Origin of the sequence: Methanoregula sp. (assembly GCF_049518935.1) — an archaeon.
Classification (GTDB): domain Archaea; phylum Halobacteriota; class Methanomicrobia; order Methanomicrobiales; family Methanospirillaceae; genus Methanoregula.
Window position 1 is genome coordinate 13,540 of sequence record NZ_JBEKRH010000002.1, and the last position, 11,054, is coordinate 24,593.

Sequence of the window (11,054 nt, forward strand, 5' to 3'; positions counted from 1 at the left end):
CGGCATACCCGGCTCCGGGCCGTGACCAGACCTCTTACTTCTTCTTCAGCCCGGCAAGGAACGCATCGACCTTCTTCTCATTGAGCAGCTGCTGTTTCTTGACCGTATCCGCCGCATCGATGACGGCATACGCCTCGTCGCAGTACTTCTCAAAGAAGGCCCAGCTCATCTGCTGTTTCCGGCCCCAGGTAACGCCGACCGGCCCGGTGGCGGTGTATCCCGGTACGTACACATAGTGCCCGTTCTCCTGTTTTGCCGGGCCCGTGGTCTGCGTCCATGGTTTCCCGGCATGGAACTCCGGCAGAGCCGAGTCCGGCAGGGCAAACCCCAGGCCGCAGCCTACGTCCGCATAGACCGTCCTTTTGACCTCGTCGTGGTTTTTCCGGTCGATCTCAGCAAAGAGCTTGATTTTGTACGTTTTCCCGGCCGCCTTCCAGCCCTTCGTGCGCCAGAGTTTGAGCGAGTCAAGGACAGAGAGCCCGTTCTCGGTCCCGCCGTTCTCCTTGTGCCACTCGTTCAGCACATCGGTATCGGTGATGGGCAGGATCTTCTTCTGCTCCGCATCTTCGAAACGGAGGGTCTGGTGGGCCCGGCCCGCAATCACGCAGTCACCGTGGTAGTCATTGCCGAACATCGGTGTCGGGATGCCATGGTGCTGGACATCGAAGTCGTATTCCGCGGGCAGTTTTGCTATTGCCTTAAGGACTGCCGACAGCTGCAGGTTGCGCGAGTCGCGCTTCGCCGGCGCCTTGCCGAATTTCACAATTCTGCTCAGGGGTGTTCCTGTTGATGGTGTCATAGCATAACCTCAATTAAAAAAATGATATTCAACTTTATATATAAAACTTGTTGTCAGAAGGACGGATGGGGGGCGGATACCTTTGCAGGGCATAACTACACGACGGCAACCTGCCACCTGCCCCCTCCGGGACCGGGCACAAAACCTGCTGTATTATTTCTCTCCGGGTACCAACCAGATCAGCATGACTCTCCCCGGTCCCGGTATCCCTGAACCACCGGCACAGTTCTTCTCCGCCCACCCGTCACGGGCCGACTCCTTCACCGAATCGGTGATCCGCGAGATGACCCGGCTCGCCCTGAAACATAATGCGATCAACCTTGCACAGGGCTTCCCGGACTTCCCCTGCCCGCCCGAGCTGAAGGCCGCTGCCTGCGAAGCAATCAATGCGGATATCAACCAGTACGCGATCACGTGGGGGGCAAAGGACCTCCGCGAAGCGCTCGCTGCACGGGTGCAGAAGTTCAACGGGATGAGCTTCGATCCTGAGGATGAGATCACCGTCACCTGCGGCTCAACCGAGGCAATGATGGCCTCGATGCTCGCCCTCATCAGCCCGGGCGACGAGGTGGTCGTACCGGAGCCCTTCTACGAAAACTACGGCCCGGACGCGCAGATCTCCGGGGCCACTCCCCACTTCGTCCCGCTGAAAGACGACTTCTCGCTCGACGAGGAGAAGTGGAAGGACGCATTCTCGGAGAAGACCCGGGCGGTGATCCTCAACTCGCCCAACAACCCGACCGGGAAAGTCTTCTCGAAGCAGGAACTCTCGTTCATCGCGGACCTCTGCATCGAGCACAACGCGGTTGCGATCACGGACGAGATCTACGAGCATATAGTCTACGACGGGCACCGTCACGTCTCGCTCGGGTCGCTACCGGGGATGGAGGACCGGACAATCACGATCGGGTCGTTCTCAAAAACCTACAGCGTCACGGGATGGCGGGTCGGTTACACCCTTGCGGATACTGCCCTCACCTCACGGATCCGGAAGATCCACGACTTCCTCACCGTCGGCGCCCCGGCCCCCCTCCAGCGGGCCTGCGTCGCTGCCCTGCAGCTGCCGGAATCATACTATAAGGAACTGGCCGGAGAGTACGACCGCAAGCGCCGTACCCTCTTTGCCGGGCTGAAGAAGGCAGGGTTCTGGTGCGAGCTCCCGCAGGGGGCGTATTACATCTTCACCGATATCAGCTCGTTTGGCATGACCGACACGGCCTTTGCCCGCCACCTCATTGAAACAGTCGGTGTCGCCGCTGTGCCCGGCAGCTCGTTCTACCATAAGGGCGGGGAGACGAAACTCCGGTTTACCTTCTCCAAGAAGGACGGGACGCTGACCGAAGCGTGTACGCGGCTTGAACGGCTCGGATAATTCCCGGTCAACGGTGCGTCCTGTATCTCCGGGGTACAGGACATTCTGCGGGACCCCAACGGACGGATGGAGAATGTTACAGAGTAATACTTTGTCAGCTTTTTTTCAAAACGTTTTAAAACGATCAGGTACGATAGTCTGATCAAAGGTTCTACCATGGACGACGACCTCTCCCGGATTGGCATCTCGCTGCCGAAAAACCTGCTCGACCGGTTCGACGAAATCCTGAACTACCGGGGGTATTCCTCCCGGTCGGAAGGCATCCGGGACGCGATCCGCACGTACATCACCTACTATAAGTGGATGTCCGACGTCAAAGGAGAGCGGGAAGGGGTCATCACGATGGTCTACGACCATGACCAGCGCAACCTCCTGACAAACATTACTGATATCGAGCACGAGTTCAACTCTATCATCAAGGCAAGTCTCCACTCCCACGTCACCCACGAACGGTGTCTCGAAGTGATCCTTGTCCACGGCGATGGCACCCAGCTCAAGTCGCTTGCCGAGCGGCTCATGTCCCAGAAGGGTGTCGAGTCCGTGAAGCTGACCACGATCCAGCTCGAAGAATAATCCCTCGTTTTTCCTTAAGATTTTTTAAAGAAGAGATTTCCCTAATCGGAGATTCCTGCATTATAATGGTGCTGCCCCGGGTGGACGGCCTCGATCAGCGACCGGTCGAAGATCTCGTCCTCACCAATAGGCCGGGAGATATACCCGAGCGCCTGCAGGGTCCGGACAAACTTCATCGTGGAACTGACATACTCCGGGGGCAGGGCTGCACAGTACTTCGGGGAGATCCGGTAGGCCTCCATCACAAAGTCCGCATCCACCATGCCGGTGGTCTTTGCCACGACACCTGCCGCGGTCGCCGGGTCGTGCCGGATCATCTCGCAGGCCGCCTCATGGGCGGTGAGGAACCGGGTGAGCAGGTCCCGTTTTTCCAGCATCTCACGCATCACGACAATCCCGTAGCTCGGGTTGAACGGCCAGAGATGGTCGGGGGGAACGGCGAGTTTCGCGCTCCCGTACCTGCGGGCGGTCACGGCAAGGGCCGGCGTCCCTGCGGCGGCAACGATCTCACCCGACTGGAGGGCGTCGGACAGGAAATCGGCCCAGGGATAGTTCCTTACGGTAACATCAGTAATCCCGTGCTCCCGGAGGAGTTCGTTCACGATCACATCGTGGATCGATCCCCGGGGAGGGGTACCGATCGCCTTACCGGAGAACTGGGAAAGGAATGCTTTCATGTCCCCCGATTCCCCGAGGGTCCGGGACCCGGGACCCGCGATCATCACCGTCCCTTCCACGTGGCCTCCCGCTATGCAGGCAAGGGAGAGCCCGCGGTCGATCCCGATGATCACCGGGGGGAGACCTATGTACCCGAGATCGAGGTCTCCCCGCTGCATAGCACTTATGATATCCGGTCCCGAGGGGAAGAGCCTCCAGGTTGCCGCAAGGCCCTGACGGTCCAGCAGGTCTGTTCCCCGGAGCAGGAACGCGGTATGGTACATCGTGGAGAGGTGGCCGATCCTGAGTTTCCCGGGTTCTTCTGACATGGTTCAGCCTATCTTTTTTACAACGGAACTGATCGCTTCATTGATAACAGCGAGATCGGGACGGAGCATACCAACCGGGACATCAACAATTTTCTCTATGATGGATGCGAGGACCGGGGCACAGATGATACCGGACGCCCCGTCCTTTTCCGCACGGGATGCCGCAATGATGCATTCTTCCAGAGAGTTGGCAGAATAACCTCTGATCGTGAATTTCCGCCCGCTGAATTCCATTTCCCGGGTATCGATCGTGTCAAGCAGGAACCTTGCTGCAATAACCGCGATGAACCGGGCGCGTTCCGGTTCGAGCATTGCTACGATCTTCTTCACGGTTGAAAGACGCGGGTCCCGTTCACCTACGGTTACCTTGTAGAGTGTCGAGACCGGAATACCCGTCAGATCGGCCAGATCCTTTACTGACAGGTTCTTCCGGTCCAGTTCCTCGTTCAGCGCCGTGGTGAAATCCGTCTCGAATATCCTCTTTGAGAGCATATTATCCTTTAGGTATCACTTTTGAGATAATAATTGTTACTAAAGTGATAATTTTTTTGCTGTTTTGGAAGATTTTATCAACCCCCCGGTCTATGATTCCGGTGATGCACAGCGAACTGGCGTACGAGATAACGGTACTTCCCGGCACCAACCGGGACGGGGAGACCGAAGGGTTCGACCGGATTGTCATCCGTCCCGGCGACACCATATCCATAGTGGGCCCCACCGGCTCCGGAAAATCGGCATTCATCAACGATATCGAGGTCCTGGCACTGGACGACACCGTGACGGGACGAAACATCCTTGTTAACGGCGCCGAAGCCCCGGAAGAGATGGTGCGCGATCCGGCAAAGAAGCCGATTGCGTCGATAACGCAGAATACCCGGGTCATTGCCGACCTGAGCGTTGTGAAGTTCCTTGCGCTGCATATCAGGGCGCGGAATAATGACGCGCGGGAGCTGATCAGCCGCACGATCGCGCTCGCCAACGAATTTACCGGCGAGAAGATCAAGGAATCAGTGCGCATGAGCGCCCTCTCTGGCGGCCAGACCCGCTCGCTCCTCATCGCGGATGCGATCCTGATCGGCCAGACACCAATCCTGCTCCTCGACGAGATCGAGAATGCCGGCATCAACAAGGAGCGGGTGATCACCTGCCTCCGCGAATACCAGAAAACCGTGATCTTCGTCACCCACGACCCGTACCTCGCCCTGATCACTGACCGCCGCATCGTCATGAAGAACGGTGCGGTATCAGCTGTGCTCGAACCAAAAGGCCGCGAAAGCGGGATCATTGCTACCGTGACCGGCATGGACACCTCCCTCTGGGATCTCCGGGAAAGGATCCGTGCCGGCGAGCTGATCTCTGACCGGCAACCCACTGCAAAGACCACCGCAAAGAAGGCAGGAGTACCTGCATGAAGCTCATTATCGTTGCCGGCCCGCCAAGCGCCGGGAAGACTGCCGTTATCCGCCAGATCATCAAGAAATTCAATAAGACCGACAAGCCCGCGTACCTCAAGATCGACGTGGTCAGGGCATTTGAAGACGAGGAACTCCACGAGGAGTTCGGCATCCCGACCCGGAAGGTCTACTCCGGCGACCTCTGTCCCGACCACATGGGCATCATGATCCTGCAGGACGCGATCACGTGGGCAGAAGGACTCGGGGCCGGCATGCTCATTATCGAGAGCGCAGGTCTCTGTCTGCGCTGTACGCCCTACACCACACAGTCCTACGGCATCGCCGTGCTGCCCGCGGTTTCGGGGTCGAACTCGCCCCTGAAGATGGCCCCCCTCATCGCCCTTGCCGATTCGGCGGTCGTCACCAAGACCGACCTTGTCTCGCAGGCCGAGAAAGAAGTGTTCCGGGAATGCATCCGGAGCGTGATCCCCTCTATTGATATCATCGAGACGAACGCTGTCCAGGGAACCGGCCTCCGTTACCTCCTCCAGGCAATTGCAAAACAACCGGAGATCGAAGATGTGAAGACCATCACGCTCCGGGGCACACCCCCGCTCGGGGTCTGCACCATCTGCGTCGGTAAGAAGGACATCGGGTGGCAGCACCACTTCGGTGTGATCCGGCCGCTGGAAGAGGCTGATAATATCTACCGGGGTGACTGACCATGGCATGGGTTCCCCCGGGCAAGGACTGCGGTGCCTGCGGTCTCCCGAGTTGTGATGATTTCGTCAAGGCAGTGAAAAAGAAGAAGAAGACCAATGAGGACTGCACGTTCTTTGCCATCGAACCGCCGGGACCCCGGGACAAGGCCGAGTATTCCGGTACCGACATTACCGGTGCAAAATACGACTTTATTATCCGGGCGTTCCCCGGCGAGCCCTCGGCCCGCAAGTTCGTGGTCCCCTTCCGGGCAGATCTCGTGGAGAAGTGGGACATTCAGAAAGGCCACCTCGTGCTCGGCCGGCCGGCAGGTCCCGGCTGCCCGCTCTACCATGCGCTCAGGGTCCTCTCGGCAAACCCGATCACCGGTGTGCTCGAATGCCACACGGTCGGGCCGCTCGAGGCCCGGAAAGAAAAAGGACCTGTCCACGACGTGCAGGCCTACCATGTCCACGCATTCGAAGGCATTGCCGAGACGGTGATCCGTCCGCCGACCCTCGGCCTCCGTCAGCGGTTCCTCCCGGGATACTGCATGATCGACCTCTCGCACACGGCGCTCGTGAACATGGTTTTAAAGAAAAAGGACGGAGTACACGTACGGGTCGAAGACATCCGTATCATGTGAGGCCATGATACCCAAGTACCGGTTGAGTTGCGTTGGCGGTGGCGAGGTTGTGGAGGACATCTCCCTCCTCTCCTGCCCGAATGGCCACGATAGCCTGCTCCGGACCGGGTACTGCAGCCGGAAACTGCACCTTGCCCCCCATGAGGGGATGTACCGGTACCTTGCATGGCTCCCGGTCACCACCCCGCTTCTCCCGTCCGGGGGGGCGGTTACTTTTACCAGCGATGAACTCTCCCGCGAGCTCGGGCTCACCCGGCTCTCGGTCTCCTTCTCCGGCTATTTCCCCGAGAGGGGGGCAACGCTCTCCACCGGCTCCTTCAAGGAACTGGAAGCATCGCCCACCATGCAGCGGCTGCAGGAGCTGGGCGGGAAGATCCCGGTGATCGCCTCGGCCGGCAATACCGGCAGGGCCTTTGCCGAACTCTCGGCCCGGTGCAAAAGGCCGGTCGTCATCGTGATCCCGGAAAAAGCCATTCCCCGGCTCTGGACTACGGAGCCGGCACATGATATCTTCCTTGTCGCCGTGAAGGGAGATTACCTGGATGCAATCGTTCTCAGCAACACCCTTGCCGGAGTGCCCGGGTGTGTCCCGGAAGGCGGGGCAAAGAACGTGGCCCGGCGGGACGGCATGGGCACGGTGATGCTCGATGCCGCTGTGACCACCGGCAGGATCCCCGACCACTACTTCCAGGCAGTGGGAAGCGGTACCGGGGCGATCGCTGCATGGGAAGCCGCGATGCGACTCATCCGCGACGGCTCGTACGGGGACCGGCTGCCACAACTCCACCTGGCCCAGAACGAGCCCTTCACACCGATGGTTTCCGCGTGGGCGGCACGGCGGCGCGAGATCATCCCCGCAGAGGACATGCCCGATGCGGTTGAGAGCATCGGGAAGGTCATGTCCGACGTGCTGACGAACCGGAACCCGCCGTACGGTATCCGCGGGGGACTCTTCGATGCGCTGCTGGAGACACAGGGGTGCATGTACAGTGTCCCGAACGCTGCGGGAGCAAAAGCGGAGAAGCTGATTCGGGAGACCGTGGGGATTGATCCCGATCCAGCGGCTGCGATCGCAACCGCGGCGCTCGTGGAAGCAGTGGAAAAAGATATCATCGGGGCCGGCGATCATATTCTCCTGAACCTGACGGGCGGGGGATACGAGCGGATCCGTGAGGACTTCACCCTCCACGCGGTCATCCCCGCAGCGGTCATCCGACCGGATGAGCCGCGGGATGCCCTTGTCACCCGGCTCAGGGAGTGGATCAGGCACCATGGACGAAAACCAGATCATTGATGAACTGAAGGCACAGGGAATCGACCTCGTCAGTGCCATACCCTGCGACCGGGCAAAAGGGCTTTTCTTCAGACTCCCGGAGGAGTTCCGGCATATCGGCCTGACCCGGGAGGAGGACGGAGTCGGTATCTCGGCGGGGGCGTACCTTGCCGGGGCACGACCGCTGATCGCGCTCCAGAGCTCGGGCCTCGGGAACATGCTCAACGCGATCCTGTCGCTCACCACCACATTCGGACTCCCGCTCCCGATCCTTGCCAGCTGGAGGGGCGGGACGAACGAGCTGATCCCGGCACAGATCCCGTTCAACCGGCCCCTCCCCCGCATCCTCGCCGCCGCAGGCATCCCCTGCACGATCGTCTCCGACCGGAATCGGACAAAGGAGATCGGCGATGCGGTTGCTATAGCGTATAAGAAACAGACCCCGCATGTGATCCTGGTCCGCCCCGGGTGCCTCGAGGAGACCGGGTGTTCGCCGGACTCCCCGGCCACCGGCACCACCGTATGCCACCCGGTTACGTTCACGTATACGCGGGAGTGGAAGACACCCATAATGACACGGTTCGATGCGATCAAAGCGATTGCAGCCCGGATCACGGACGAAGTCCTGGTCTCGAACATCGGTGTGCCCTCAAAAGAGCTCTATGCAGCAAAAGACCGGCGGGAGAACTTCTACATGCTCGGGAGCTACACGCAGGTCTCGGCGATTGGCCTTGGGATCGCTACGGTCCGGCCGGATAAGCGGGTGATCGTGATCGATGGCGACGGGAGCCTGCTCGGTTCCTCGATCCTGCCGGTGATCGGTGCAACCGCGCCAAAGAACCTCACGATCATCGGCCTCGACAACGGGGTCTTTGGCAGCACCGGCAACCAGCCGCGCCCAGGCTGCGATACGGCGGACCTTGCCCTCATGGCCCGGGCCTCGGGGTTCGAGAGGATCGCAACGGTCCATGATCCGGAAGAACTCATGAGAGCACTGCAGGACACTGCAGATAACGGCCCGTCTTTTATTCACGTGCGGATACTGCCCGGGAACAGCACGGTCCCGAATATCCCCCTGAGCCCGGAGCAGATCCGCGACCGGTTCGCCACTGCTCTCATGAATGGTTCTTAAGAAACAAGTCCCTGTAGGGTAGTCGCCGGGGGCTGGTTCTCTTCACGGCAAAACGGGTGCTGGAATGGATGCGCTCTCCTGCTGTATGAGAAACAAATAAAAAAACACTGTACGGAAAAACCGGTGTTACCGGTTATCTGATAACCCCGGGAGATGTGGACAAGTCCCCCGGGGCGCACACCCTTCGATTCTGCATGAGGCGATACTATATGGGTATAGAGTTTCTGGTGTACCAGACAGGGTGCGTGGGTATACCAAGTGTGTCCGGGGACGTGAAGTTAATGGCGACGTGGTTAGTAACGCATACCAGACGCTGATCCGAGTTGGTGCATGGTCGGATTCAGTCGCTCCTGTAGTGCGACGGTTGCGTGCATTCCGGGACAACAATACTGCCCGGAGCTCCTGACACCGCTGAACAGGTCAGTACGCTTCTCCCGGGAATAGCCGGGATAGGCACGGATCGATCCATCCGGGGACCCGGACCGGATCGTTTCGTCAGCAGTGATCGTCTGGTCTGTGTTCATGTATCTCACCATGTTCACGATTGTGAACTATTATGTATGTTGGAACCGGTCTTATAAATAGGCTGATAATTCGACCATTTTTGCCGCTTTCATACGGAATTGGAATTTTCACTATGATCATTCCGGGAGATTTGTGAAGAAGTCTGATGAACAGGCCGGTCACACTCTCCGGAATGATCGAAAGATTAAACGTATCAGAATCATCCACACACAAGTATGCGAACCGGGATTCCAGTTATCCTGATCCTTACAGTCACCCTGCTGGCAGCAGGCTGCATCCAGTTACCCGGTGTGCACATTCTCACGAACGGACCGGACCCGGTGATCGGACAATGGGTTGGCGGAGAACTGCCTGCCTCGGACCTGCACGTGATCCTTTTTGAAAACCGGACGTACCTGAGCCGTAGCTTTTACCTGGGCCAGGGCGACCGGGTTGCAAATGGCACCTGGTCACGGCCTGACAACGGACTGATCCTGCTCCAGGAGAACTCGGGGAATATTACCAGCTGGATGTATGATCCCAGCGATGATTCCATCTACCTGACCGGCCTGCCCCAGAGAAAATACTACAGGTTCAAAGGATGAGGGTCTCCTCCGGCTGCCTCAGGAATTTCTCATGACAATCTGTACCGCCATCCCTGTACCCCAGAATATTTTACCAAGAAACATATCGACGGTCACAGCACTTCCGTCCTTCCTGATGAGCCGGACTTTGTCAAGGTTCATCCTTGCACCGAGAGCAGCTTGCGCAATCCGCTGATGAAATAGTTCCTGAAACCCCGGATCGATCATACTGAGGATATCGCTGCCTGCCAGGTCTTCCCCGTGATCTCCTCCGAGCAACCGGTTGCCGGCAGGGTTCAGAAACACGATCCCTCCTTCCTGCCGGTATACAACAATCCCTTCAGGCAACCACTCAATGAGAGTGCGGTACCGTTCTTCGCTTGAGGCTAAATCCTCGACATTCGATACGTAATCTTTGATAAAAAAAGAGGCGATGACTAACACCAGCGCGAAGAAGACCCGGTCAAGCAGCGCATACTCTATCGATATATCACGCGGGGACAGGAAAAGACTCGCAGCCATAAGGAGAACAAACACACCGGTCAACACCAATGGTGCATATTTCCAGCTGAGGTACACCGTCAGGAACAGGGGTATGAGATAAAGGATCCAGATCATCACGCCGAGCGGGGTGCTGATATCGATGACAAATATGAGTAACGCTGCAATAGTGATATATGCGACAATACGGAGGAAATCATCCCCGCGGTTAACCGGCCATGTGAGCCTTCCCGTGTCCGCCATACATGATCCTGTCAGCATGTTGTATAAAAAACTGGTGAACACGTACAAAAATCGTGTTTACGGCCTGAATTCCGGCTATATGGTGATAGAATGTATGGCACAAAAAAAGATACCGGCACTGACAGGCAGAATACGATAAAAATGGATTCCGGACAATCCCATTCCCATTTAAGGGAAGTATCATACCCGGCAGACGACGACAGGAAAATTATGAGGACAGGAGTAGCATCCTCAAAAGATTCCTGCAGGGTTCTGATAAGGCAGCAGTTATGGATCAATATTTCATATCGTTAAGACTTCTATCCGGCTGCTGATAGGTAACAGTGTTAAGGCAATGTTCTGTACCCC

13 protein-coding genes are annotated in these 11,054 nt (G+C 58.0%); 8 read left to right on the top strand and 5 right to left on the bottom strand.

Annotation, left to right across the window (positions count from 1 at the left end; translation table 11 throughout):
- Positions 1-34 precede the first annotated feature (34 nt).
- Positions 35-799 (bottom strand): hypothetical protein, encoded by a 765-nt coding sequence (locus tag ABSE13_RS02005; RefSeq protein WP_424026814.1) that lies wholly within the window; start codon positions 797-799, stop codon positions 35-37.
- 184 nt (positions 800-983) lie between these two features.
- Here ABSE13_RS02005 and ABSE13_RS02010 point away from each other — a divergent pair, with 184 nt between their 5' ends.
- Both ABSE13_RS02010 and nikR read left to right on the top strand, forming a co-directional pair.
- Positions 984-2,171 (top strand): pyridoxal phosphate-dependent aminotransferase, encoded by a 1,188-nt coding sequence (locus ABSE13_RS02010; protein WP_424026815.1) that lies wholly within the window; start codon positions 984-986, stop codon positions 2,169-2,171.
- Between the two features lie 156 nt (positions 2,172-2,327).
- On the top strand, positions 2,328-2,744 hold the full coding sequence (gene nikR / locus ABSE13_RS02015) for a nickel-responsive transcriptional regulator NikR (RefSeq protein WP_424026816.1): 417 nt from the start codon (positions 2,328-2,330) through the stop codon (positions 2,742-2,744).
- A gap of 41 nt (positions 2,745-2,785) precedes the next feature.
- On the opposite strand, the gene ABSE13_RS02020 is transcribed toward nikR, so the two are convergent.
- Together ABSE13_RS02020 and ABSE13_RS02025 are read right to left on the bottom strand one after the other, a co-directional pair.
- A complete protein-coding gene (locus ABSE13_RS02020) occupies positions 2,786-3,730 on the bottom strand; it encodes an ABC transporter substrate-binding protein (RefSeq protein ID WP_424026817.1) in 945 nt (314 codons plus the stop codon).
- A 3-nt stretch (positions 3,731-3,733) separates the two neighbouring features.
- Positions 3,734-4,222 (bottom strand): helix-turn-helix domain-containing protein, encoded by a 489-nt coding sequence (locus ABSE13_RS02025; protein WP_424026818.1) that lies wholly within the window; start codon positions 4,220-4,222, stop codon positions 3,734-3,736.
- A gap of 104 nt (positions 4,223-4,326) precedes the next feature.
- On the opposite strand from ABSE13_RS02025, the gene ABSE13_RS02030 reads away from it, so the two are divergent.
- Genes ABSE13_RS02030 through comE form a run of 5 tightly spaced genes read left to right on the top strand, consistent with a single transcriptional unit; the run spans position 4,327 to position 8,874 of the window.
- The gene (locus tag ABSE13_RS02030; protein ID WP_424026819.1) at positions 4,327-5,142 is read left to right on the top strand and encodes an ATP-binding cassette domain-containing protein; all 816 of its coding nucleotides are present in this window, start codon (positions 4,327-4,329) and stop codon (positions 5,140-5,142) included.
- Entirely contained in the window at positions 5,139-5,846 is a 708-nt protein-coding gene (locus tag ABSE13_RS02035; protein ID WP_424026820.1) for a GTP-binding protein, read from the top strand. Before ABSE13_RS02030 ends, ABSE13_RS02035 begins: the two co-directional genes overlap by 4 nt.
- Positions 5,847-5,848: 2 nt before the next feature.
- On the top strand, positions 5,849-6,469 hold the full coding sequence (locus ABSE13_RS02040; protein WP_424026821.1) for a (Fe-S)-binding protein: 621 nt from the start codon (positions 5,849-5,851) through the stop codon (positions 6,467-6,469).
- 4 nt (positions 6,470-6,473) lie between these two features.
- Entirely contained in the window at positions 6,474-7,763 is a 1,290-nt protein-coding gene (locus ABSE13_RS02045) for a cysteate synthase (protein WP_424026822.1), read from the top strand.
- Complete coding sequence (gene comE, locus ABSE13_RS02050; RefSeq protein WP_424026823.1) at positions 7,741-8,874, top strand: sulfopyruvate decarboxylase subunit beta; 1,134 nt, start codon at positions 7,741-7,743, stop codon at positions 8,872-8,874. Before ABSE13_RS02045 ends, comE begins: the two co-directional genes overlap by 23 nt.
- Positions 8,875-9,167: 293 nt before the next feature.
- Here the strand turns inward: comE and ABSE13_RS02055 are convergent, their stop codons facing one another.
- A complete protein-coding gene (locus ABSE13_RS02055; RefSeq protein ID WP_424026824.1) occupies positions 9,168-9,398 on the bottom strand; it encodes a hypothetical protein in 231 nt (76 codons plus the stop codon).
- 216 nt (positions 9,399-9,614) lie between these two features.
- Here ABSE13_RS02055 and ABSE13_RS02060 point away from each other — a divergent pair, with 216 nt between their 5' ends.
- A complete protein-coding gene (locus tag ABSE13_RS02060; RefSeq protein ID WP_424026825.1) occupies positions 9,615-9,983 on the top strand; it encodes a hypothetical protein in 369 nt (122 codons plus the stop codon).
- An 18-nt stretch (positions 9,984-10,001) separates the two neighbouring features.
- Here ABSE13_RS02060 and ABSE13_RS02065 read toward each other — a convergent pair whose 3' ends face one another.
- Complete coding sequence (locus ABSE13_RS02065; protein ID WP_424026826.1) at positions 10,002-10,706, bottom strand: PAS domain S-box protein; 705 nt, start codon at positions 10,704-10,706, stop codon at positions 10,002-10,004.
- Positions 10,707-11,054 lie beyond the last annotated feature (348 nt).

Excerpts from the sequence above, each read along its gene's own strand:
- ABSE13_RS02005 (WP_424026814.1), bottom strand. The coding sequence starts at position 799 with ATGACACCATCAACAGGAACACCCCTGAGCAGAATTGTGAAATTCGGC.
- ABSE13_RS02010 (WP_424026815.1), top strand. The coding sequence starts at position 984 with ATGACTCTCCCCGGTCCCGGTATCCCTGAACCACCGGCACAGTTCTTC.
- nikR (WP_424026816.1), top strand. The coding sequence starts at position 2,328 with ATGGACGACGACCTCTCCCGGATTGGCATCTCGCTGCCGAAAAACCTG.
- ABSE13_RS02020 (WP_424026817.1), bottom strand. The coding sequence starts at position 3,730 with ATGTCAGAAGAACCCGGGAAACTCAGGATCGGCCACCTCTCCACGATG.
- ABSE13_RS02025 (WP_424026818.1), bottom strand. The coding sequence starts at position 4,222 with ATGCTCTCAAAGAGGATATTCGAGACGGATTTCACCACGGCGCTGAAC.
- ABSE13_RS02030 (WP_424026819.1), top strand. The coding sequence starts at position 4,327 with ATGCACAGCGAACTGGCGTACGAGATAACGGTACTTCCCGGCACCAAC.
- ABSE13_RS02035 (WP_424026820.1), top strand. The coding sequence starts at position 5,139 with ATGAAGCTCATTATCGTTGCCGGCCCGCCAAGCGCCGGGAAGACTGCC.
- ABSE13_RS02040 (WP_424026821.1), top strand. The coding sequence starts at position 5,849 with ATGGCATGGGTTCCCCCGGGCAAGGACTGCGGTGCCTGCGGTCTCCCG.
- ABSE13_RS02045 (WP_424026822.1), top strand. The coding sequence starts at position 6,474 with ATGATACCCAAGTACCGGTTGAGTTGCGTTGGCGGTGGCGAGGTTGTG.
- comE (WP_424026823.1), top strand. The coding sequence starts at position 7,741 with ATGGACGAAAACCAGATCATTGATGAACTGAAGGCACAGGGAATCGAC.
- ABSE13_RS02055 (WP_424026824.1), bottom strand. The coding sequence starts at position 9,398 with ATGAACACAGACCAGACGATCACTGCTGACGAAACGATCCGGTCCGGG.
- ABSE13_RS02060 (WP_424026825.1), top strand. The coding sequence starts at position 9,615 with ATGCGAACCGGGATTCCAGTTATCCTGATCCTTACAGTCACCCTGCTG.
- ABSE13_RS02065 (WP_424026826.1), bottom strand. The coding sequence starts at position 10,706 with ATGGCGGACACGGGAAGGCTCACATGGCCGGTTAACCGCGGGGATGAT.